The sequence below is a fragment of the Alkalibacillus haloalkaliphilus genome (genome assembly GCF_007991275.1).
Classification (GTDB): Bacteria; Bacillota; Bacilli; order Bacillales; family Alkalibacillaceae; genus Alkalibacillus; species Alkalibacillus haloalkaliphilus.
In genome coordinates this window covers 327,307-349,912 of sequence record NZ_BJYA01000001.1, presented here as the reverse complement: position 1 = coordinate 349,912, position 22,606 = coordinate 327,307, and the positions used below count along the sequence as shown (strand labels likewise).

General features: G+C 37.7%; 27 protein-coding genes and 1 riboswitch. Of the genes, 15 read left to right on the top strand and 12 right to left on the bottom strand.

The features are described 5' to 3' along the window. Positions 1-27 precede the first annotated feature (27 nt). Entirely contained in the window at positions 28-378 is a 351-nt protein-coding gene (locus AHA02nite_RS01745) for a DUF4870 domain-containing protein (RefSeq protein WP_146813769.1), read from the top strand. Positions 379-473: 95 nt separating this feature from the next. On the opposite strand, the gene AHA02nite_RS01740 is transcribed toward AHA02nite_RS01745, so the two are convergent. The 7 genes from AHA02nite_RS01740 to AHA02nite_RS01710 all read right to left on the bottom strand — a co-directional run bounded on the left by AHA02nite_RS01740 (position 474) and on the right by AHA02nite_RS01710 (position 6,325). Then, on the bottom strand, positions 474-1,238 hold the full coding sequence (locus AHA02nite_RS01740) for a YiiX/YebB-like N1pC/P60 family cysteine hydrolase (protein WP_146813767.1): 765 nt from the start codon (positions 1,236-1,238) through the stop codon (positions 474-476). Positions 1,239-1,302: 64 nt separating this feature from the next. Continuing rightward, positions 1,303-2,025: a DUF421 domain-containing protein gene (locus AHA02nite_RS01735; protein ID WP_146813765.1), complete on the bottom strand. Its 723-nt coding sequence runs from the start codon at positions 2,023-2,025 to the stop codon at positions 1,303-1,305. 115 nt (positions 2,026-2,140) lie between these two features. Further along, positions 2,141-3,388 (bottom strand): ABC transporter permease, encoded by a 1,248-nt coding sequence (locus AHA02nite_RS01730; RefSeq protein WP_146813763.1) that lies wholly within the window; start codon positions 3,386-3,388, stop codon positions 2,141-2,143. Next, positions 3,378-4,313 (bottom strand): ABC transporter ATP-binding protein, encoded by a 936-nt coding sequence (locus AHA02nite_RS01725; RefSeq protein WP_146813761.1) that lies wholly within the window; start codon positions 4,311-4,313, stop codon positions 3,378-3,380. The genes AHA02nite_RS01730 and AHA02nite_RS01725 overlap by 11 nt, the downstream gene beginning before the upstream one ends. Before the next feature lie 21 nt (positions 4,314-4,334). Further along, positions 4,335-5,186 (bottom strand): ABC transporter ATP-binding protein, encoded by an 852-nt coding sequence (locus AHA02nite_RS01720; protein ID WP_146813759.1) that lies wholly within the window; start codon positions 5,184-5,186, stop codon positions 4,335-4,337. After that, positions 5,183-5,575 carry a GntR family transcriptional regulator gene (locus AHA02nite_RS01715; protein ID WP_146813757.1) on the bottom strand — a complete coding sequence of 131 codons (393 nt, stop codon included), beginning with the start codon at positions 5,573-5,575 and terminating at the stop codon, positions 5,183-5,185. The genes AHA02nite_RS01720 and AHA02nite_RS01715 overlap by 4 nt, the downstream gene beginning before the upstream one ends. A gap of 24 nt (positions 5,576-5,599) precedes the next feature. Then, positions 5,600-6,325: a hypothetical protein gene (locus tag AHA02nite_RS01710; RefSeq protein ID WP_146813755.1), complete on the bottom strand. Its 726-nt coding sequence runs from the start codon at positions 6,323-6,325 to the stop codon at positions 5,600-5,602. Between the two features lie 180 nt (positions 6,326-6,505). On the opposite strand from AHA02nite_RS01710, the gene AHA02nite_RS01705 reads away from it, so the two are divergent. The 7 genes from AHA02nite_RS01705 (at position 6,506) to AHA02nite_RS01675 (ending at position 13,386) form a co-directional block, all read left to right on the top strand. After that, a complete protein-coding gene (locus AHA02nite_RS01705; RefSeq protein WP_146814111.1) occupies positions 6,506-7,699 on the top strand; it encodes a multidrug effflux MFS transporter in 1,194 nt (397 codons plus the stop codon). 190 nt (positions 7,700-7,889) lie between these two features. Then, complete coding sequence (gene exaC, locus AHA02nite_RS01700) at positions 7,890-9,410, top strand: acetaldehyde dehydrogenase ExaC (RefSeq protein WP_146813753.1); 1,521 nt, start codon at positions 7,890-7,892, stop codon at positions 9,408-9,410. A 23-nt stretch (positions 9,411-9,433) separates the two neighbouring features. After that, positions 9,434-9,796: a DUF779 domain-containing protein gene (locus AHA02nite_RS01695; RefSeq protein ID WP_146813751.1), complete on the top strand. Its 363-nt coding sequence runs from the start codon at positions 9,434-9,436 to the stop codon at positions 9,794-9,796. Between the two features lie 80 nt (positions 9,797-9,876). Beyond that, positions 9,877-9,992: riboswitch (SAM riboswitch) on the top strand. Positions 9,993-10,092: 100 nt separating this feature from the next. After that, positions 10,093-11,121 (top strand): methionine ABC transporter ATP-binding protein, encoded by a 1,029-nt coding sequence (locus tag AHA02nite_RS01690; protein WP_146813750.1) that lies wholly within the window; start codon positions 10,093-10,095, stop codon positions 11,119-11,121. Then, positions 11,111-11,773 carry a methionine ABC transporter permease gene (locus AHA02nite_RS01685; RefSeq protein ID WP_146813748.1) on the top strand — a complete coding sequence of 221 codons (663 nt, stop codon included), beginning with the start codon at positions 11,111-11,113 and terminating at the stop codon, positions 11,771-11,773. The genes AHA02nite_RS01690 and AHA02nite_RS01685 overlap by 11 nt, the downstream gene beginning before the upstream one ends. 17 nt (positions 11,774-11,790) lie before the next feature. Continuing rightward, positions 11,791-12,609 carry a MetQ/NlpA family ABC transporter substrate-binding protein gene (locus tag AHA02nite_RS01680; RefSeq protein ID WP_146813746.1) on the top strand — a complete coding sequence of 273 codons (819 nt, stop codon included), beginning with the start codon at positions 11,791-11,793 and terminating at the stop codon, positions 12,607-12,609. A 72-nt stretch (positions 12,610-12,681) separates the two neighbouring features. Further along, the gene (locus AHA02nite_RS01675) at positions 12,682-13,386 is read left to right on the top strand and encodes a DsbA family oxidoreductase (RefSeq protein ID WP_146813744.1); all 705 of its coding nucleotides are present in this window, start codon (positions 12,682-12,684) and stop codon (positions 13,384-13,386) included. A gap of 45 nt (positions 13,387-13,431) precedes the next feature. Here the strand turns inward: AHA02nite_RS01675 and AHA02nite_RS01670 are convergent, their stop codons facing one another. Then, complete coding sequence (locus tag AHA02nite_RS01670; protein WP_146813742.1) at positions 13,432-14,070, bottom strand: GDSL-type esterase/lipase family protein; 639 nt, start codon at positions 14,068-14,070, stop codon at positions 13,432-13,434. A 79-nt stretch (positions 14,071-14,149) separates the two neighbouring features. Then, a complete protein-coding gene (locus AHA02nite_RS01665) occupies positions 14,150-14,665 on the bottom strand; it encodes a hypothetical protein (protein ID WP_146813740.1) in 516 nt (171 codons plus the stop codon). A gap of 186 nt (positions 14,666-14,851) precedes the next feature. On the opposite strand from AHA02nite_RS01665, the gene AHA02nite_RS01660 reads away from it, so the two are divergent. After that, positions 14,852-15,097: a hypothetical protein gene (locus AHA02nite_RS01660; RefSeq protein WP_146813738.1), complete on the top strand. Its 246-nt coding sequence runs from the start codon at positions 14,852-14,854 to the stop codon at positions 15,095-15,097. 19 nt (positions 15,098-15,116) lie between these two features. Here the strand turns inward: AHA02nite_RS01660 and AHA02nite_RS01655 are convergent, their stop codons facing one another. Both AHA02nite_RS01655 and AHA02nite_RS01650 read right to left on the bottom strand, forming a co-directional pair. Continuing rightward, positions 15,117-15,599 (bottom strand): hypothetical protein, encoded by a 483-nt coding sequence (locus tag AHA02nite_RS01655; protein WP_146813736.1) that lies wholly within the window; start codon positions 15,597-15,599, stop codon positions 15,117-15,119. Positions 15,600-15,738: 139 nt separating this feature from the next. Continuing rightward, positions 15,739-16,119, bottom strand: a complete 381-nt coding sequence (locus tag AHA02nite_RS01650; RefSeq protein WP_146813734.1) for a rhodanese-like domain-containing protein — start codon at positions 16,117-16,119, stop codon at positions 15,739-15,741. Between the two features lie 105 nt (positions 16,120-16,224). On the opposite strand from AHA02nite_RS01650, the gene AHA02nite_RS01645 reads away from it, so the two are divergent. The 3 genes from AHA02nite_RS01645 (at position 16,225) to AHA02nite_RS01635 (ending at position 18,542) form a co-directional block, all read left to right on the top strand. Continuing rightward, positions 16,225-16,815 carry a class I SAM-dependent methyltransferase gene (locus tag AHA02nite_RS01645; RefSeq protein WP_146813732.1) on the top strand — a complete coding sequence of 197 codons (591 nt, stop codon included), beginning with the start codon at positions 16,225-16,227 and terminating at the stop codon, positions 16,813-16,815. A gap of 59 nt (positions 16,816-16,874) precedes the next feature. Then, on the top strand, positions 16,875-17,354 hold the full coding sequence (locus AHA02nite_RS01640; RefSeq protein WP_146813730.1) for a GNAT family N-acetyltransferase: 480 nt from the start codon (positions 16,875-16,877) through the stop codon (positions 17,352-17,354). Positions 17,355-17,585: 231 nt separating this feature from the next. After that, positions 17,586-18,542, top strand: coding sequence for an MBL fold metallo-hydrolase (locus AHA02nite_RS01635; protein WP_146813728.1), 957 nt, complete (start codon positions 17,586-17,588; stop codon positions 18,540-18,542). 32 nt (positions 18,543-18,574) lie between these two features. On the opposite strand, the gene AHA02nite_RS01630 is transcribed toward AHA02nite_RS01635, so the two are convergent. Further along, positions 18,575-18,775 carry a hypothetical protein gene (locus AHA02nite_RS01630; RefSeq protein ID WP_146813726.1) on the bottom strand — a complete coding sequence of 67 codons (201 nt, stop codon included), beginning with the start codon at positions 18,773-18,775 and terminating at the stop codon, positions 18,575-18,577. A gap of 147 nt (positions 18,776-18,922) precedes the next feature. Between AHA02nite_RS01630 and AHA02nite_RS01625 the strand changes: the two genes are divergently transcribed. The 3 genes from AHA02nite_RS01625 to AHA02nite_RS01615 all read left to right on the top strand — a co-directional run bounded on the left by AHA02nite_RS01625 (position 18,923) and on the right by AHA02nite_RS01615 (position 22,528). Further along, positions 18,923-20,182: a YeeE/YedE family protein gene (locus AHA02nite_RS01625; RefSeq protein WP_146813724.1), complete on the top strand. Its 1,260-nt coding sequence runs from the start codon at positions 18,923-18,925 to the stop codon at positions 20,180-20,182. A gap of 332 nt (positions 20,183-20,514) precedes the next feature. Continuing rightward, on the top strand, positions 20,515-21,210 hold the full coding sequence (locus AHA02nite_RS01620) for a response regulator transcription factor (protein WP_174758171.1): 696 nt from the start codon (positions 20,515-20,517) through the stop codon (positions 21,208-21,210). Next, positions 21,194-22,528, top strand: coding sequence for a HAMP domain-containing sensor histidine kinase (locus AHA02nite_RS01615; RefSeq protein WP_017187220.1), 1,335 nt, complete (start codon positions 21,194-21,196; stop codon positions 22,526-22,528). Before AHA02nite_RS01620 ends, AHA02nite_RS01615 begins: the two co-directional genes overlap by 17 nt. The last annotated feature ends 78 nt before the right edge of the window (positions 22,529-22,606 follow it).

Below are 22,606 nucleotides of genomic sequence, written 5' to 3'. Positions count from 1 at the left end.
AAGGATTTTAGATAGGAGGGAGAGGTCATGACGAATGAAAATGAAAACGATAAAGATCCCTCGCAGGACCAAGTGAGTGAAGACGCTCAAAAAAACAAAGGTTTAGGTATTGTAGCGTATATCATTTTCTTTATACCATTGTTAGTCGCAAAAGAGTCTAAGTTTGCAACATACCACGCTAACCAAGGGTTGCTGTTACTTTTAACAGCAATCATAATTAACACGGCTGGAACGTTAATTCCTATTATTGGCTGGTTGTTAATTTTGCCGATTGGGAATTTGTTTGTATTTATTCTTTGGCTAATTGGTATTTTAAACGCGGCTAAAGGTGAAAAGGCACCACTTCCTGTAATCGGAAATTATGACATTATAAAATAAGCTATTGAGGACTTGCCATGATATTTTGGTGAGTCTTTTTTTAAAGAAAATAGTCGACGAATAGAAGTTGCATTCGCCGACTGAATGGGGGGGAGTTAAAGCTTTAAGTTAATTTTAAAATCAAACTCAGGATGCTGATACATCACATCGAATCGGTCATCCATTTCAATATTAGCTTTCAAATCAACCGGAGCGAATAAATAGAAGTTATTTTGGAACTCCACATCCGCACCGTAATAATAGCTTAACCATACTAATTTAGAACAATAGATCGCATCATTAGGGTCATTTAACGGGACACGTGTTGAAAAGGAAAACTCAGGAACAGAGTTACCCTGTTTTAAGTTCGTATCATAAGCCTCTACGTACTCTTTTGCATACTCAGCAGCAGCCATACCAATGCTCGGGTCTTTTGGACGAGCGTGCATCACTTGAGTGTGAACTGATAAAAAGTTTTGGATTGGAGCTTTTCTGACTTGTGGGTGCGATGTGACAGATTCAGCAATACGGTATTCATCAATAACAATTGCAGAGTGGCCTATGTAACCAGGAGGGAAAACATCTCCAAAGTTATCGCTTGCCACTAAAATATCACCAGGCCTAAAGTCACTTGGACGTCTAACTTGGCGGCTTTCATCAAATGTTAAGTAAGTGGAGTAGGAAGTGCCATCTCCAAATACACACTCGACAGTGATCGGTTCTAATCTTTCATTACGTAAGTGAAAACTTCTTACAGGTTCAAAAATGCCAACGAGTTGATCTGATCTAAATACATTTAAATAACTGATCTGGCGCTGGCTTAAGTCAACATCAATTGTGACTATATCTTCTGTAGAAGTACCTGTTACAATTGGGTTCATGTTAAAACACCTCGTTATTATTCATTACTATATAATATAGGTGTTTAACATGAATCGTGCTTGTTTAATGTAATATTCGTGGAACGTTTAAATGATTCTCTTTAAGTGAAATATGCAACTTCTGCTTTTGATTAAGCGTCGCATAAAAGATATCTTCAACATTTTGGACATCTTGTTCATTCATTCGTTTTTGTAACCAATCATAATCAAGACCGAAATCTTCTAATACGTGTGTGTAAACTTTTCCTTCTACGACAATTGGTAACGCTATGTCTGCCGCTTTTCCAGTAATATTTAAATCTGAACGGGTGACATTAGTGCTTGATGATTTTTTTAACACACTTACTTTACCACTTGGTTCAACAATAGCTGTTTTAACTTCATCGATATCAAAGACATCCTTTTCCCTTAGCATTTGTAAGACGTTATCAATTGAATAGCCGATGCTTTTCATATTTTGTTTAAGAAATTGCCCGTTTTGGATCACCACTGTCGGTTCAAATGTAACGATTCTGCCAAAACGTCGGTTTGAGAGCTTGAACTTCGTCACAACTCGTTGTAAAAGTGCTACAGCTACGACAGCAACAGCTGTATGAATGTGACTGATTGATGGGTCAGCTAAGTCGGCACCAACGATTGAGCCTAGAGAAATAATAATTAAGAAGTCAAACACAGGTATTTCTCCAATAGTGCGCTTGCCCATATAGATTGTCATAAATAAAAGTAGGGGTAAGATTGTGACTACGCGGCCAATAACGATCAGAGAATCTTTAATTGTTTCTTCCACTAAACGGTCCCTCCGATAATATAAGTTAGCCTTATTTTGTCACGTTTGATTGAAATTATATAAAAAAGCTGAACGACAGCACGAAGTTCGTGCAAATCGTTCAGCTTTGTAATTGTTATGCTCTTAACCATTTCCATATTTCTTGCGGTGTTGCGTTTTTACCGTAAATTAAAATACCGACTTTAAAGATCTTACCGGCTAACTTCATGAACAACCAAATGCTCACAAGTAGGATTGTAATACCAATTAAAACCTCGACCCATGGCCATTCATCTAATATAGCTAACCTTAAAATGAGAATGGTCGGTGATGTGAATGGTATATAACTACCTACTTGAGCAACGATGCCACTTGGGTCACTTAATACAGGTCCAATAATGACAACCGGTATAAATGGCAACATCATAACCATACCTTGGAAGTTGCTTCCTGAACTTGCATCTTCTAATGTCGCACCTAAACCGACAAATAAAGCAGCAAATAATAAGTACCCTAAAATTGCTATAAACACAAGAATTAACGTTTCAGGGACGAGTAAGTGTTGTAATACTGGCACGTCATCTAACATGTAGATCGCAATCGGAATTGCAAATAGCATCCATACACCTACTTGAATGAGGCCTAAAACAAAGTACCCTAAAATTTTACCTTGCATAAGCTCACCAGGTGTAACGGAAGACAGGATAATTTCAGCAACTTTATCTTTCTTCTCTTGCGATGCGCTTTGGAAAATCATCATACCCGTAATGACAATTGAGAAGAGAACAAGTCCGGCAAAAGCAGCTGGGATCCCACTTTCGTATGGGTCAACCATGCCAATTTCATTTGTGGTGATCTCTTCTTGACTAGCTTGTGACTCTTCATTTCCATCAGCAGCCTCAAATAATATAGGTGTAGAAATTAACTCCAATTGTTCTTCAGTAAGGTTCGCGTTCTGCAATTGGAGTTGTTTTAAAGGTTGCTCAATAATACGAAGTTGGTTTGAAAACTGTGAGCTGACATCATCACCTTTAACGTATGTCACTACTCCATTTTCAGCTGTGTGTTCGTCAATTTGAATGTATGCTGAATTTGGTTCTTCTTCAAATCGATGTTGAACAGTGGGTAACTCTTCATTTGTTTCGGTTAAGTCCCAGTTCATCATGTTATTTTCTTCGATAATTGGCTCAATCACTTCATATGTGCCAAGTTCATCATTCACGTAAACCGTTGTCGTCGTGTCATAATCATTTCCACTTAACAAGTTAGGTACTGTCGCGAAAAAGACAAAGATCAGAGGTGTTAAAAATAATGAAATGATAAAAGATTTATTTTTAATATTCCTTTTAATTTCCCACTTGCCGACTTTAATACTATTGCGCATATGTGCCACCTACTTCCTCTGCAATTGAGCGTCCTAGTGCAACGTCAACGAATATTTCATGAAGTGAAATTCGGTCCACTTTTAACTCTACGATATCTAAATTATTAGGTAGCGTGTGTAACCACGAAGGAAGTTCAATCCCTTGTTCTAAGTATAAAACAGAACTATAGCCATCTTGTTCAACGCGAGTTACTTGATTAATAGACTCAAGTTGCTGTGCAGAGTTATCACCTAAAATAGTACACTTGAAGTTAGCGTACTTTGATTTGACGTCTTTTAACGAACCGTAGATGACTTTTTGGCCACGGTTGATCATGAATAGACGATCACACATTTCTTCTACTAAGTTCATTTGGTGAGAGCTTAATAGAATAGCAGTTCCATTGTTGGCAAGCTCTTTAATTTCTTGTTTAAAGACATCTTGGCTTACGGGATCTAAACCAGAAAATGGCTCATCTAGTATTAATAACTCTGGTTCATGGATGATCGAGCCGATAAATTGCACTTTTTGCCCCATGCCTTTCGACAATTCTTCAACTGAGACATTTTCTTTTCCTTCTAATCCAAACTTTTCTAAGTATTGAAGTGCTCTTTCTTTAGCTTTTTTTATTGGATAATCTTTAAGTTCGGCAAAGTAAAGAATGATGTCCATTACTTTTACGTTTTTATACAACCCTCGTTCTTCTGGTAAGTAACCGATTTTGTGACGGGGTATTTCGCTTCCTTGATGGTTGTGAAACGTTACACTTCCATCATCAGGATACATAATGCCCATAATGTTACGAATGGTCGTCGATTTACCAGCACCGTTAGGCCCTAAAATCGCCATAATTTCCCCTTTATGAACATCGAAGGTAATGTTGTGAAGAACTTTAGTATTTTTAAAAGATTTCTCCAGTCCTTCAACACTTAAAACTGCTTCCATAACTCTCTCTCCCTTAATGGTTTATCGTGTGAGCATAAGTGAAATAACTTCTTCTAAATCAAGATGCTCACTTGTAACCCAATGGATCTGTTCTCTCTGTAAATGGGCTTCAGTTTCTATTGGGTGATCACTTATTAACTGATTTCCTTTACGACTAACCTCCCCTGTGATGTTCTCTTTTGTTGCTGTTTCTTGTAGCCAATACTGTTTAAATTGACTGGTTAAGGAATCTTTCTCTTCATGTGCTAATAGATTTCCGTCTTTCATGATCATGATGTAGTCAGCCAACTTTTTAACTTCATCGACTTGGTGAGTTGTTAATAGTAATGTACGGTCTTCTTGTTCAACCCAATCGTTTAATATGTCGATGACTTGTTGCTTAGATGGGATATCCATTCCAGCGGTTGGTTCATCTAAAATCATAAGTTTAGCATTTTTACCAATGTTTAATGCAAAGTTTAGCTTTTGCTGCATTCCTTTGGACAGTTTACTAAACGGCTTGTGAAGCGGGATATCTAGTATATGGATTATATGTTGGAATCCTTCTTCATCCCAGTTGTAATACGTTTTGCTAAACAATTGTTGAAGCTGTTCACCTGTAAATGGGTCGCACCCAATTAATTGCTGTGGCTGATATGCAATCTCTTGTTGTATATCTACAGTTAGGTCTTCATGACCCTGATTAAGTAGACGAATTTCCCCATCGTTTGGTTTCACAAAATTTAAGATTGATTTAAGTAATGTACTTTTACCAGCTCCGTTATTTCCAACAATGACTGTAATTGTATTGGGATCTAAATCAAAGCTAATGGGACCTAAATTAAAGTCATCGATTTGTTTTGTTAAGTTTTGAACGTTTAAGATCGTGCTCAACTTAAATCCTCCTTTTCACCTAAAATTTCATGAACAATCGTTTTAATGTCATCGTGAGTGTAGTTGTGCTGTTTAGCGGTTTCGATTGCTTTATTAATAGCCTTTCGGACAGTGTCGTGCTGCACTTGTTGCATAGTCCCTTGATTAATTTCAGCGACGAAAGTTCCTTTTCCTTGAGTTGTATAAATAAACCCTTCGTATTCTAAGTTTTGAAAGGCTCTTCGTGTCGTAATGACACTGACTTCTAAATCCTTAGATAAAGCCCGAATGGAAGGTAATGGCGCATTAGCTATTAGTTGACCACTAGCAATTAACGCTTTAATTTGCTCTTCTATTTGGTGGTAGTATGGTTCTCGTGATTGTTTTGACAATTTAATTGGGAGCTTCACTAAAAAATTCTCCTTTCGAGCAGTTTATACGAAGTAATCCATTCGATCGACTTTGTTTTCAGCATATTTTATTGCAAGCTTTAAAGTAATAATGGTTATGATAATTACGCCAATGACACTATATAAAGGCCAGCTAGTTACTAAATTAATCGTAGAGTAAACGAGTCCCCCTAAATATGAGTTAAATATTAAAATGCCAGCTCCTAGACAAAGCACCAGCGCTATAATGATAATATAATATTCTGCTTTACTAATGTGGTGGCCGACACTTGAGGCGGGGAATAAAGCGCCTAAACATAGTCCAATGCATAACCAAAAGATCGAAAAGAAGATGTACTCTGCTATGGACATCATCGTTTGCATTTCAGTTGATAAGACGTATATGAGTATTAGAACGGTGATTTGAACAGGTATTGCTTGTATAAAACTTGCAATAAAACGACTTCTAATGACTGATTTGATATTAATAGGTAGTGAGTGAAGTAATGTGAAATAGGGTGAAACATGCGTATTGTCATTAATCATCTGGTATTGAAGACTTTTAGGAGTCGTCATTGAACCAGCAAAAGCAAATACAATTAAAAATAGTAAATCGAACCCAGTTAATCCAGTCTCAATGTATAGATCTAACATCGAAATAAGGAAAAATACAGTGAATAATACGAACAAGATTTGACTAACAATTCGTTTTTCAGCAGTAACTTTAAGTTCAAATGAAGCAAGCCAAAGCTCTTTTTTCCAATTGTTCATCTAACCACCCTAACGTTAACTGTAATGCTGTGCATATCTATATACACAGTATATGTCTTTTATACACGGTATGCAACTTTTTAATTACAAATCAATTCCTTTAGAACATCAAACATAAGTGTTATGATAGATTTATTGTAATTTTTTAGGGCGTAGAGGGGTATTCATTTGACACACAAGATGACGAACAGCCGGTTTAGGTTATTGTTGATGCTTGGTGCACTAACAGCACTTGTTCCATTAACGATTGATATGTATTTACCGGCTTTTCCAGCTTTAACGGAAGATTTAAATACAACGAATTCTTTAACACAAATTAGCTTAACTGCTAGTTTGCTAGGAATTGCATTTGGTCAGTTAATTATAGGATCAATGAGTGATATATATGGACGGAAGCGACCATTAGTTCTAGCGATCTCTTTATTTGTTATTGCTTCATTTTTATGTGCGATCGCACCGAATATTTGGGTATTTATTGCTTGTCGTTTCATTCAAGGTTTTACTGGAGCAGCAGGAATTGTTCTGTCGCGTTCAATGATTCGCGATCTTTATTCTGGGCCTGATATGACGAAGATGTTCTCTTTGTTAATTTTAGTAATGGGATTAGCTCCAATTTTAGCGCCAGTAATCGGAGGGCAAGTGTTAACTTTTACTTCATGGCGTGGAATTTTTGCGATTCTAGCTATAGCTGGTGTTTTAGTAACATTAATGACTGTGTTTAAGGTACAAGAAACGTTGCCTAAAGAAAGACGCTCAGCTGGCGGTTTAAAAAATACAGTAAATGTATTTGTAGCGCTGTTAAAACAAAAGAGCTTTATCGGTTTTGCATTAATCCAAGGTTTTGTGGCAGCGGCATTATTTTCATACATTTCCGGCTCATCGTTTATTTTACAAGATATCTTTAACTTATCAGCACAAACTTATGGGATTGTTTTTGGTGTTAATGCGTTAGGTTTTATAACGCTCAGTCAAATAACTGGTAGGTTAGTAGATTATGTGAAAGAAGAGAGATTACTTGTCGCAGGGTTCGTGATCGCCTTATCTGGTGGTATTACGTTACTATTAGCATCGATAAACGGTGAGAACTTCTGGTCAGTAATGCTTGGGCTCTTTTTAGTGATCTCAAGTGTTGGTGTGTTAAATCCGACAAGCTTATCACTTGCTATGGAAAAGCAAGAAAATAACGCTGGAAGTGCAGCGGCATTCTTAGGTTTATTCCAGTTTATATTCGGTGGTGTAGCAGCACCGCTTGTTGGTTTCCTAGGGACGACAACCGTTCTTCCATTAGCTTTGATTATTATAGCATGCCAAATGAGTGCTCTATTATCGTATATTTTATTAGTGAGAAGAAAAGGGGAAGCTTTGGGCTCGTGAAGTCCAAAGTTTTTTTAAGGTGTTTTATTTTGAAAATTCATCATTTTCTGATAAAATATTTTTACAAGTTTCCTTGTTTCGCTTTATCATACAGCAAAATGTAAACGCATACATATTAAGTGAGACGTAACTTGTCCAATACACCTAGTTCAGTCCTATTTAACACATTATATAGGGGAGGAATTAATTGATGACGTATGCATTTCCGAACACAGATGGAGCGGTTGTAAACTTTAAATCACGTTATGAAAATTACATTGGCGGAAAATGGACAGCACCTACCAATGGAAAGTACTTTGACAATGTCACACCAGTAACGGGGAAAGCTTTTTGTGAAATACCTGCTTCGACGAAAGAAGACGTGGAACTTGCATTAGATGCAGCTCATGCAGCAAAAGATGCTTGGGGTAAGACGTCAGTTGCAGAGCGCGCTAATATTTTAAACAAAATTGCTGATCGAATTGAAGACAATTTAGAAATGTTAGCAGTTGCTGAAACGTGGGAAAACGGTAAAGCTGTACGCGAGACGTTAAACGCAGATTTACCACTAGCGGTTGACCATTTTCGTTATTTTGCTGGAGCAATCCGCTCACAAGAAGGTACAATTGGTGAGATTAATAACGATACGGTTGCTTACCATTTTAATGAGCCGATTGGTGTTGTAGGCCAAATTATTCCGTGGAACTTCCCGCTATTAATGGCGACATGGAAGTTAGCACCAGCATTGGCGACAGGTAACTGTGTCGTGTTAAAGCCTGCAGAACAAACGCCGACAACAATTTTACTATTAATGGAGTTAATAGAAGACTTGTTACCAGCAGGCGTTTTAAATATCGTTAACGGGTTCGGTTTAGAAGCTGGTAAACCACTTGCTTCAAGTGATCGTGTCGGTAAAGTCGCATTCACAGGTGAAACAACGACAGGCCGCATGATTATGCAATACGCTTCTCAAAATTTAATTCCAGTCACATTAGAACTAGGTGGTAAATCACCGAATATTTTCTTTAAAGATGTTATGGATGAAGATGATGATTTCTTAGATAAAGCAATTGAAGGTTTAGTTATGTTTGCGCTAAACCAAGGTGAAGTTTGTACATGTCCATCGCGTGCTTTAATTCATGAAGATATTTATGATGAGTTTATGGAGCGTGCGCTAAAACGCGTTAAGGAGATTGCAACCGGTAACCCGTTAGATCCAAATACGATGATGGGTGCTCAAGCATCTAGTGAACAGTTAGAGAAGATTTTGTCTTATTTAGATATTGGAAAGCAAGAAGGGGCCGAATGCTTAGTCGGTGGTGACCAAAATAAGAAAGATGGCGATTTTGCTGACGGTTATTATGTGCAGCCGACTGTATTTAAAGGCGATAACAGTATGCGCATTTTCCAAGAGGAGATTTTCGGGCCTGTATTAGCGGTTACGACTTTTAAAACAGATGAAGAAGCTCTACAAATTGCCAATGACACACTTTACGGTTTGGGTGCAGGTGTTTGGACGCGTAATATTAATACAGCTTACCGCTTTGGTCGTGCGATTGAAGCAGGGCGTGTATGGACGAATTGTTATCACGACTATCCTGCACACGCGGCATTTGGTGGTTACAAAATGTCAGGAATCGGACGTGAGAATCATAAGATGATGTTAGAGCATTATCAGCAAACGAAAAACTTGCTTGTTAGCTACAGCCCTCAAAAACTAGGATTCTTTTAAAATTGATGAAAGGGGAAAGGGACATGGTTGAACGTGTAACAGCAACTGAAGAGACGATTCGATTAATTAACCAATTAAAAGAAGAGCATGGTGAGCTTATGTTTCATCAATCTGGCGGTTGCTGTGACGGCAGTTCCCCGATGTGTTACCCGAAAGGTGATCTACTAATTGGAGACCAAGATGTCTATCTAGGAGAAATTGGTGGCACACCTTTCTACATTCATAAAAGCCAATATGAATATTGGAAACATACTCAGTTAATTATCGATGTTGTAGATGGTCGAGGCGGTATGTTTTCAGTAGAAGGTGTTCACGGTAAGCGCTTTTTAACAAGATCTAGAGCGTTTACAGATGAAGAATATCAACAAATTAAAAGTCAATTTTAAAAATATTATTGACATTTAATCGTAAAGTTTTTATGATTGTATTTATCATTTAAAAATTCAAAATAGCAAAACATAAAATCTTCTTATCTCGAGAGGTGGAGGGACTGGCCCTTTGAAACCTCGGCAGCGGATCTGTTATGCGACAGACACTGTGCCAACTCCAGCAAATACTTGTGAAGTATTTGAAAGATAAGAAGAGTCGGGTCGATTATTAACTATTCACCCCCTCTTCTTATCTTTTTATCAAGGTAAGAAGAGGGGGTTTTTTGTTGTTTTTGTAGAAAGGAGCGATCACCATGATTAACTTTAAAAATGTTTCCAAAGTGTATGAACATGAAGGTGAAGAGCTAGTAGCTGTAAATCAAGTGAATCTTCAAGTGGAACGTGGAGAAATTTTCGGTGTAATCGGGTTTAGTGGTGCTGGTAAAAGCACTTTAGTACGATTAGTAAATCAATTGGAGAAACCAACTGATGGAGAGGTGCTTGTTGATGGTCAGGACGTTTCATCTTTATCAGCAAAAGAATTAAGAGGAATGCGTCGGAAGATTAGTATGATTTTTCAGCATTTTAACTTGTTAGAGTCAAAAACGGTCTACCATAACGTTGCTTTTCCACTTATCTTGTCTGGTGAACCTAAAGATGAGATTAAGAAAAGGGTTGAAGAAATATTAGATTTCGTCGGCTTAAAAGACCGGGCTAACTATTACACTGACCAACTTTCAGGAGGTCAAAAACAACGTGTAGGTATTGCCCGAGCCCTTGCAACATCACCTGACATTCTATTATGTGATGAAGCAACGTCCGCTTTAGACCCAGAAACAACTCAGTCAATTTTAGAACTGTTAAGAAGAATTCGAGATGAGTATAATGTGACGATTTTGATGATTACGCATGAGATGAACGTTGTGAAAGACGTTTGTGATCGTGTTGCCGTAATGGAAGATGGGGAAGTGATCGAACAAGGGTCGATTTTTGATTTGTTTACAAACCCAAAACATCAAACAACCCATAAGTTCATTCAAAGCGTTATGAAAGATGATATACCTCAGTCCATTTTGAAAGGTATTGAGGAAAATAACCATCCACGTCATATTTATCGCGTTACATTTTTGAGAGAACATGCGGGTGAACCTGTTTTCTCAAGGATTGCTAAGCGATTTAATGTTGAAGTGAATATACTTTACGGTCAAATATTAGAAATTCAAGAAACGCCGTTTGGAAATCTAATTGTAGAGCTGCAAGGAGAAGATTCAGAAATTGTAAAGGCAGTTCATTACATAGAAGAAACCGTGTCGGTAGAAAGGGTGATGGCAAGTGCAAGTTAATTTATTCGATTTTTGGCCACGTATTTTAGAGGCGACTCATGAGACATTATTGATGGTATCAATCGCCTTAGTACTAGCCACACTCATCGGTTTACCTTTAGGCGTCGCATTAGTTGTAACAAGAGATAACGGGTTAATGGAAAATAAAATTGTGTTTAATGTGTTAAATGGTGTAGTGAATATTTTCCGTTCGATCCCTTTTATCATCTTACTCGTTGCAATACTACCTTTAACACGTTTGTTAGTTGGTACATCAATTGGTACTGCAGCTGCAACTGTACCACTTGTCTTATTTTCAGGCCCTTATATTGCAAGATTAATTGAGAGTAGTTTATTAGATGTGAACAAAGGGGTAATTGAAGCGGCTCAATCGATGGGGGCAACTAATTGGCAAATTATTTATCGTGTTTTATTACCTGAAGCATTAAGTACAATCGCATTGAACTTAACGATTGCGTCTATTGGGTTAGTCGGTGCTTCTGCAATGGCAGGATTTGTTGGTGGCGGAGGTTTAGGTGACTTAGCGATCTCTTACGGCTACCAACGTTTTGAAACGGACATTATGATTGTCACTGTCATTTTATTAATCATAATTGTACAAGCATTCCAGGCAGTCGGTAACTATTTATCTAAAAAACTTCGACGATTATAAACTAGGAGGAATAACAAATGAAAACAACAATTAAAGCTTTATTTGGAGCGATCATATTAACTATTTTTTTAGCAGGTTGTGGGTCGAGTGATGAAACAATTAAAGTAGGTTTAAACGGCTCAGGTGTTCCATTGTGGGAGGAAGTAGCAGATATTGTGTATGAAGAAGAAGGAGTAGAGTTAGAGTTAATTGAATTCGCAGATTACGTAAGGCCGAATATGGCGTTAGAAGACGAGGATGTTGACATTAATGCCTTCCAAACGGTTTCATATTTTGATGAGTTCATTGAAGAGCATGGTTTAAGTTTAGAGCCGATTGGAACGACGTATATTGCGCCAATGGCCATTTATTCAGATGAGCACGAATCAATTGAAGAAGTTCCTGACGGAGGTATTATCGCATTACCTCAAGAGGCAACTAATATGGGTCGAGCTTTATTGTTATTAGAAGAAGCTGGCTTGATTGAATTAGAAGAAGGTTTTAATGGTTATGGTGAACTAGATAAGATTGTGGAGAATCCTAAAGGACTTGAATTCGAACCTGTAGTTGCAGCACAAACTCCACGTGTATTACCAGATGTTGATCTTTCAGTCATTAATAACGGTGTTGCTCGTGAAGCTGACTTTCAGCCGAATGATGACTCAATTTTTATCGAAGGTGATACAGCAACTCCATATATTAATATAATTGCAGCAAGAGAAGAAGATACAGACCGAGAAATATTACAGCGAATCAGTGAGATCGTTCAAACAGAACAAGTAGAAGAAGAAATCATTGACCTTTATGATGAAGCTCTAATTCCAGTGTTCGTTGACCTTGAAGAAATTGGTTGGTAGTACAAATAATTTGATTTCCAGGCTGAATTCATGAATAATGAGAACTGAAAAATGTTGTTGGAGGTTCTATTCATGAAAGTAGAAATTTGGTCGGACGTCGTTTGTCCGTTTTGTTATATAGGTAAAAGGCGCTTTGAACAGGCCTTACAACAATTTAACAATGGGAATGAAGTTGAAGTTACGTTTAAAAGCTTTCAACTCGACCCAACAGTAGAAAAAGGTCAATACGATGATATTCACCAAATGTTAGCAAGTAAATATCAAGTACCTTATGAACAAGGAAAAGAAATGAATGCCCAAATGGCAAAACAAGCGAAAGAAGTTGGGTTAGAGTTTAACTTTGACTCAGTAATCCCGACGAACACAGAAGATGCCCATCGTTTAAGTCAATTTGCTAAACAAGAAGGTAAGTTATATGAACTGATGGAAGAGCTAATGAAGGCTTATTTCACAAAAGGGTTAGATGTAGGCGACCATGGGATTTTACTTGATACTGCAGATGAAGTAGGGCTCAATCGCGATGAAGCATCAAATGTTTTAGAAAGTGGTGCTTACTTATCTAATGTAAGACGTGATCAACAAGAAGCTGGTCAAATAGGTGTTCAAGGTGTTCCGTTCTTCGTCTTTAATGAAAAATATGCAGTCTCAGGTGCACAATCTACTGAAAGCTTTTTAGAAGTGTTAAATAAAGTTTATGAAGAAGAAAAGAGTAAGCCACAAGTACAAGTGTTAAACAAAGATTCTAAAACAGAATACTGTGATGGTGACTCTTGTTAAATATAAGAAAGAGCCAATGGAGATGATCCATTGGCTCTTTTTACATTATATCTTTAAAGGTGAAAAACCTGAGTTAACTAACTGTTTAGCAATAAGGTTATATCCATTGCGGTTTGGGTGGATGCTACCAAATGCTAATAAATTACGACCGCCTTCTGAAAAGTGCGGAAGAATATCAACATAACGAATATGGTCTGTTTGTAACGATTTTAGAACATCATTAAAACGATTAATCCAAAACTGACTATAGCCGAGTTGTGGATACGGATTGTATAAGCCAATTAAACGAATAAAATAAGGGGTAGGATACAACCATTTTAATATTTGAATTTCATATAAAATGTACAATAAATTTTCATATAACTGCTGTTCAGCGTGCTCAAACACGACTGGGTTATATGTTCTTAAAAACATTCGGTTTGCTTGAATTAAGTCGTTCCCACCGACAGATATCGTCACTATATTAGAATGCATCAACCGAGAGCGAACATGTTGGTCGTGAATCATAGCTCTTAACTGTCCACTTGTCATCCGATTTCTAGCAAAAACTTCAGTTCGAACTGGGCGGTTTAATTGCTCAACTGTCATTTGGGCGTAACGGCTGACAAAACCTCGATTAAAATAACTTCCAATACCGACAGTTAGCGAGTCACCTAATGCGCGATAAAACAATTCCTCCTCCATGAAAATTACCCACCCTTCATAAGCCGTCTCTTACATATAATGAAAGAGACGGCTTAGCGGTATGGGTGAGTTCAATGGTTTATAAAAAGAATGGGAAGAAAATTCGTGATAAACCACTAAACGGGAAACGATGTCTTCTAAAACGACGGAAACGTCTAGGGTACTGGCCAGGGCCATAACCTAATCCGTACCCAGGCCCATAACCAGACCCGTAACCAGGTCCGAACCCGCCACCTGGTCCCATACGATCATCATAGCCATGATCCATATCATCAAAATCGCCCCACGGCATAATTAAAGTGACACCGTCTTCACCAACATCATCAATGATTCCATCATAGACTTGCCCGTCATGTGCTTGAACTTGAACTAAATGCATTCTGCTTTTGTGACATGTGTCAAACATGCTTTTCATGTGATGTTTAGGGTCCATTTTTTGATGATGGTGCTTAGGATCTTTTTTCATGTGATGCTTAGGGTCCATCTTTTTGTGGTGGTGCGGTCCATGATGCATCGGGTGCATTTGCTGGTGTTTAGGGTGTTTGTGCTGCCCCATTGGCTGCATCATATGTGGCTGTTTATAATTTTTATCCATATTTCAACCTCCTCATTTGCTTTCACCCTTAACATATTCAAACAATGGGCAGACGTGACAAGTCTTGGGCAAGAGCATAGGTGTAAGAGGTTGAGTAGTCATATTAGATTATTTTAAAATCACTTGTTTATATTTGTCGACGTGAGGGTAAACCCATAGTACAACCTACTTAAAGGAGGTTCTATTATGGTAGATGAAAGAAAAGAACATGTTGAAAGAAGAGAAGAGCCAGATCGTACAGGTTCAACAGCTATTAAGTCAATAACAGCAATTATAATTACTGTCCTACTGTTATTCTTTATTGTGTATTTCGTGTTTCCTATATTTGGTGATGGTGGAGAACAAGAAGATGATGGTGAAGAAGATGTGAATATCGAACTGGATATTGATGAAGATGAAGGTAACGGTGGAGATGAAGGTGGAGAAGAATAGTACTTGACGCGCGTTGACCTTATAAAGTCAACGCGCGTTTTAGATTTAAGGAGTATGACTGAATATTACTAGCTGAGTTTTTACTAGCAACCCACTTTTGGTCATCAATGCTTTGGATGAGGTGTTTGTTTTGGTTGGCTACATTTATGTAAAGTGTGTCAAACGTGTTTATACACTTAGCCATTAACTCATCTAATACAATTTGTAAAAATGCTCTCGTGTGGTATTGCTCTAATAAGACTGGGCCGATCACCGTCGCTTCTAAGTCACCTTCTTTATAAAGGAGACCTGTGAACCCAGCAGGATTCCCGTCTAACTCAATCGTCATAATACAATGGTGAAAAAGGTTTTCATACTCAGTAATTTTCCCCTGTAAATCTTGTAAGTTATTAAACTTAGGGTCACCTAACCCTTGTGCCTGATTACTTGCACTTAACTGACACAACTGATCGATGAAGTTAAAATCTTTCTTTGATGCAGGCCTTAAATTTAATGGTTTCATAGTAAATCCCCCAAATATCCCCCAGTAAAGTAATGCAGGACTATTATACCATCTATAATTGGAAATTTCAGACTTAAGTGCAAATTCACTGCATAAAAAAACTGAATGAAGTTTTAATTCATTCAGTTTGGTCGTTAGTTTATTGGACGACATCGCCTTGCCAAGTGCTCATTCCTTCAGAAACATTAATGACATCATAGCTTTCTTTAGATAAAAGATCACTAGCCTGTTGGGAGCGGTTGCCAGTCTCACAAATAATGACATAAGGCTCATCATCTACAAGTGGTTCAAAATTCCCTTCCCTTAATTCAGAAAGTGGTTTATTAATGGCACCTTCAATATGACCTGCTTCGTACTCATTTACTTCGCGTACGTCAACAATTGTGTAACCTTCTTCTTGTTTAGTCAGTACTTCATCAAGGTCGATTGTTTGATAATCAGCTTCAACTTCTGTATCACCACAAGCTGCAAGTAGAGTTAAAACAGATATAATGGTGATTAATAATAAGTTTTTCTTCAATGTTATACCTCCTATAGTTACATCTTATATAATAATGTTAATCAATTAACTATGTCTAATCGTTAGCTTCGTTATTTACTTGGTAATTTATACATGAGGTTACTTATGAGTAAGTTAGTTCCTAAGTTTTATGATCTAATCATGGCTCCAATTGAAAAGAATCGTTTTAAGCGCGTTCGAAGTGGGTTGTTAAGTCATGCCACTGGTCACGTTTTAGAAATTGGTTCAGGTACTGGGGTTAACTTCCCGCTTTATCAAAACGCCCAATCCGTAACAGCTATTGAACCAGATGAAACAATGAAGGAACGTTCAATGGAAAAAGTATTTAACTCAAAGGTCCCTATAGAAGTAAGACTTGCTTACGCAGAAAATCTCCCTTTTGTTGAAAACCAATTTGATTGCATAGTCGTGACATTGGCTTTATGTACAATTCAAGATGTAAACCACGCTTTAAGTGAGGCGAGAAGAGTCGTGAAGCCGGGTGGACAAGTGATGTTTTTTGAACATGTTCGTTTAAATCACTCGATTGTAGGCAAAGTGCAAGATGTATTAACACCGTTTTGGAAAAAAGTCGCAGGCGGATGTCATCTTAACCGTAATTCCTTAACTTTAATTAAAGAAGCGGGATTTGAAGTAGTCGAGGTAGAACGAATGTATAAAGGCTTATTTCTCGTAATAAAAGCTAAAAATTTTTAAAAATAACTTAAAGTCAGGGGTGAAGTTTGAATAATATAAGTAAAGAGGGAGGAAGTTTGATGGAAAATAGACATAGCGTAAAATTCATACCCATCGACCCAGTCGCACATAGGGACATTGCGATTAGGTTTAGGCGTGATTCTTATCTTGTTAGCTTTGGTACGAATCAATATTTATATGTTGATGAATATCTTCAATTTTTACGCGAGAAAATTACAAAGCACCCTGATGGCTTTGTTTTAGTTGAAGAAGGTGAGGAATTAATTGGCCAAATCGAACTTTCCATTCGTGAGTATAAAGGAAGGGAGATTGGGTACGTTCATCTATATTATTTGATCCCATCCAAACGAGGGAAAGGTTATGGGATTGTATTACAAGACTATGCGCGAGATTTTTTTCAAAAACATCAAGTACCAGAATTTCATTTGCGAGTGTCACCGACTAATAAACAGGCTCGAGCCTTTTATAAGAAGTTAGGTATGAAAGAATCAGGCTTAGAGATTGATGGCAAAGTGATCCGGATGATTGGCAAAGTTTAGCCTTTTTTAATGAAAATGACAAAAATGATAATGAAAAATACAATCCAAAACAGTAAAAACATATTACCTAAAAGGAAATCTAACAAGTTCACCACTCCTTTGTCCATTTACTTATAGAATTACATAAAATAATTAAAAATGCTATGGGAATTGAATAATTAGCAGGGAATTGTCAAGATTCAGTCGAAATAATGACATAAACACATAATAAGAATGAGAAAGAGGGAGTTTATGTCAAAGCCAATCGGTTTAAGTAACGGTGTTTCATTAATTGACGTATACGATTTAGGGTTACCGAAAAGAACAGGCTCATATGTCATTCATGATGAAGAGTTAACGGTTATTGAAACGAGTGCCAGTCCTTCGGTTCCATATTTATTAGAAGGTTTAAAACAATTAGATCTTAAACCAGAAGATGTTAAGCATATTATTGTCACGCATGTTCATTTAGATCATGCAGGCGGTGTTGGTTTATTTTTAGAAAGCTGTCCAAATGCAACAGTACACGTTCACCCACGTGGTAGGCGACATTTAGCAGATCCATCAAAACTTATTCAAGGTGCTAGAGCTGTTTATGGCGACAAGTTTGATAAGTTATTTGATCCAATTGTTCCTGTTCCAGAAGCGAGGTTACAAGAGCAAGAGGATGGTAGTCAGTTGAAACTGCAGGATCGAGAGTTAACGTTTTATGACACACCAGGTCATGCGAAGCACCATTTTTCCATACATGACTCGAAAAGTAATAGTATCTTTACAGGGGATACGATCGGCGTGTATTACCCCGATTTACTAGAGTTTGATGAAGAACTTATTTTACCATCTACATCACCTAATCAATTTGATCCAGAATCAATGTTAGAATCATTAAGCCGAATTGAACGTCTTAAAGTCAATGCGATTAACTTCGGACACTTTGGACAGTCGACAAACCCAGAACTAGTTTACAAGCAAATACGTAACTGGTTGCCTCAATTTCTTGAAGTTAGTGAAGCGGCATTAGTAGAACAAAAAGATGCAGACTTAGAGAAGCAGATAGCAGCTGTTAAGTCAGCACTGTTCAAGTTAGTATCTAGCCATTTAGATCAGTTAGGTGTTCCGCGTGAGCATAAAGTTTATCAGTTTATTAACATGGATGTTGACGTGTGCGCACTTGGAATTGTAGATTACATCGCAAAAGTGAAAAGTTAACAAATGAGTACCGATCTAAAGTAGGTCGGTATTTAATTTGCTTTCTTTATTGAATGAACGAACAAGCCTGCTAATATTCCTCCCGTGGCAATACCAAGCCAGACCGGTATATATGACATAATAGGATCTAAGTTTCCAACACTCCAGTCAACTACCACTCGAAATCCGATAATTATTGTCGGAAATAACAAAATCCAAAATAAGTACAGTAAAACGACTTGTTTTCGAGACATACAAATCCCCTCCTAACGACTATTATAAACTATTGAAGCCTAATTAATAAAAAAATAATCTTAAACGGTTGACGAAAAAGCGCAAACCGAATATAGTATTACAAGTAGATAATTTCCGAGTAAGTTTATCAGAAAAGGAGAATTAACATGACAACTAAAGTACAACCGGTAAATGAAGTTAAAGATCCGGTATCAGTTGAAAAAGACGATACTGGTTTAAATAAACCGCAAAATAAGTTGATCATTGGTGCTTTAGCTGTAACGTTTGTTTTAATGGTTCATTTAATGACATCATATGATGGTGTTCAAGCGTTACTTCTCATCATTGGTCTATTATTAGGTTATACATTATTCCACGCTAGGTTTGGTTTTACATCAGCATTCCGTCGTTTAGCATCTGTCGGTAACGGGCAAGCGTTGAGGTCACATATGCTCATGCTCGCTGTTGCTGTAACACTTTTTGCGCCTATTCTAGCATTTGGTCTATCATTTTTTGGAACAGGTGCATCTGGATACGTTGCACCGATCGGCATTAGTTTACTAGTTGGTGCATTTATGTTCGGTATCGGTATGCAGCTGGGTGGAGGTTGTGCATCAGGTACGTTATACGCTGTTGGTGGCGGTCGTACCGTTATGTTCGTAACACTGATCTTCTTCATTGTAGGTTCAACAATTGGTGCGTATCACTTACCGTTCTGGACTGAAGACTTGCCAGCTTATCAGCCAGTTTCATTAGCTGAAACGACAGGCTTTGGTTACGGTGGAGCTTGGGCTCTTTCGATTGCTTTATTTGGTCTAATTGCCTGGATCACTCTAGTCATTGAAAGAAAGAGGAAAGCACCAAAAATGGCACCAGTTCCATCTGAAAAAGGTTGGAAACGAATCTTCCGTGGTTCTTGGCCATTATTTGCAGCGGCAATTGTTCTAGCAGGTTTGAACGCTTTAACACTACTAACACGTGGTGAACCTTGGGGAGTAACTTCAGCATTTGCGCTATGGGGCTCTAAAGTAGCAGACGTGATCGGCTTTGATGTTGCAAGCTGGGGTTATTGGCAAGGTGAAAGTGCAGCCGCATTAGAAGCTTCAATTCTAACAGATTCAACAACTGTACTGAACTTCGGTGTTATTATTGGTGCGTTCATCGCATCAGCTGCAGGTGGATTATTTAAGTTTACGAGATTAACGAAAGGTAATGTAGCAGCATCCATTATTGGTGGTTTACTAATGGGTTATGGTGCACGTCTAGCATTCGGTTGTAATATCGGTGCTTACTTCGGCGGGATCGCATCATTCAGCCTACACGGATACATTTGGGGAATTCTAGCCTTAGGTGGAACCTTCCTCGCCTTATATTTAAGGCCGCTCTTTGGCTTATCCGTACCAAAATCAAAAGATTCATTCTGTTAGATGTAACCCTCATACAGTCGTATGAGGGTTTTTTCATGTGAATAGCTCATAGAAATTGTGGAATAGCTCATAGAACGCAGCAAATAGCTCATAGAATTTGAAAAATGGCTCATAGAATACAGAAAATAGCTCATAGAAGTAAAATAATAGCTTATAGAATACAAGATTCGACAGAGTTTCTGGCTTATTCGGTAATAAAACACACCTATTCGGTAATAATCCCCACTCATTCGGTAATAAAAAGCCCTATTCGGTAATAATCCACCAACCGTCATTCATACTCTGTTCATATTTCTTCTGTATAATGGAAAGGGAGAAAGGAGACTTGAAGCATGAAAAAGCAGCTGAAGTTTCTAGTCGTAGAAGATGATCCGCACATTAGCGATTTAATTAAATTATATATAAATAAATGGGGACATGATGTCATCGCTCGTTATGATGGTGAATCAGGGTTAGCAGCTTATTATGATGAGCAACCCGACTTTATTGTGTTAGATATTATGCTTCCTGATTTAGATGGGTGGGAAGTGTGCCGTGAAGTCCGTCACGACCAAAAGCACATACCGATTTTAATGCTTACAGGTAAAGGGGAAAGCTATGATCGAATTAAAGGTTTGGAGCTCGGGGCTGACGATTATGTTGTAAAACCGTTTGATCCTAACGAATTAATAGCTCGAATTAAAGCCATTTTAAGACGTTCACATCAATATGACCAACAGTATGAAGTACTGAAATTTAGTAACCTTTCAATTGATCTTAATGAATATATTGTAAAAGTAGAAGGTGAGCCGATTACACTGCCGCCGAAGGAACTCGAGCTATTGTACTATTTAGCCTCTCATCAAAACCAAGTGTTTACCCGCCAGCAATTGCTTGACCATATTTGGGGGTTCGATTTTGACGGCGACCCGAGAACAGTTGATGTTCATATTAAACGTTTGCGTGAGAAAATATCGACTAACAACGAAGCAACCTGGGCGTTAAAAACAGTTAGAGGGGTAGGGTATAAGTTTGAAGTACATTCGTAAGTTGCGTGGCAAAATATTTATTAAACTGTTTTTAAGCTATGCGGGGATTATGTTAGCTTCTTTCGTTTTATTTGCTGGGGTGTTTATTTTTCTATTTCATCTGCAGCTTTATGATCAGTTTGAAGAGGAGTTTTCTTATCACCACGAGCACCTAGAACAACAGTGGCCTGTTGAAGATGAACGGCTAGCTGAGGAAATGTTAACCCAAAGTAAAAGTGAAGTGTTAATTTATAGTGATTGTACAAGTTGTGAGCCTTTTTATTGGAATGAAGAGGTGCTTACAGAAGTACAATCGGGTGAAATCGTACATGACAGTATGTGGTTAGACGATGGTGAGCTTGTCCATGTCGTGGCAGCACCGTTTCAAGATGATGACGTTATGTTGATGGCGTTTTATGACTTAAATCATGAGTATACTCAATTAGCTGTAATGCTGTTGACGCCTTTTATCATTACGTTAATGATTATGACAGTTATCGTTTGGGCAATTTCTAGAAAGATTACAGCTCCTTTAAAAGAACTAAATGACGTCGCATTAAAATTAGCAGAAGGTGACTTTTCTAAAAAGGCAAAACCGAAATCAAACGATGAAATTGCGCAACTTGGTGAAACGTTTAACTATATGGCAGAAGAGCTTGAAAGCCTTGAAGATATGCGTCGTGATTTTATCGCCAATGTTTCTCACGATTTACGCTCACCATTAACTTCGATCAAAGGGTTTCTTGTTGCCTTACTGGATGACACAATCCCAAATGATAAGCGAACGCATTATTACCACATTATGAAAGATGAAACAGAGCGACTGATCAAGTTAGTTAATGACCTATTAGATATGACACAACTCCAATCCGGTACTGTAAACATTCATAAATCAAGATATAATATTTCAGAACAAGTCCGCCAAATCGTTGCGAGAATGGAGCCACAGTTCAATGAGAAAGAGCTTGAGGTTGACCTTAGTTTAGAAGAAGTTGAAATTAACGCTGATAAAGATCGAATAGATCAATTGTTAGTTAATTTAATACAAAATGCGATTCAATTTTCAAAGCGTAATACAACAATCACAATACAAACTAAGATCATTGAAAATGGTGTCGCGATTTCTGTTACGGATGAAGGAGAAGGAATTAAGCAAGAAGATTTGAAAATGATATTTGAAAGGTTTTACAAATCTGATACGTCGAGATCATCAAAAGTCGGTACAGGAATAGGTTTATCAATCGTCCAATCTATTGCAGACCTTCACGATGCAAAGGTCGATGTTACATCGCAACAAGGTAAGGGAGCAACATTTTCAGTTACTTTACCAAATAAATAACTCGACAATAAGCGACTGTATTTTTACAGTCGTTTATTTATGTTTAATCTGTTGTTCATGTTCTGTTCATATAGGCTT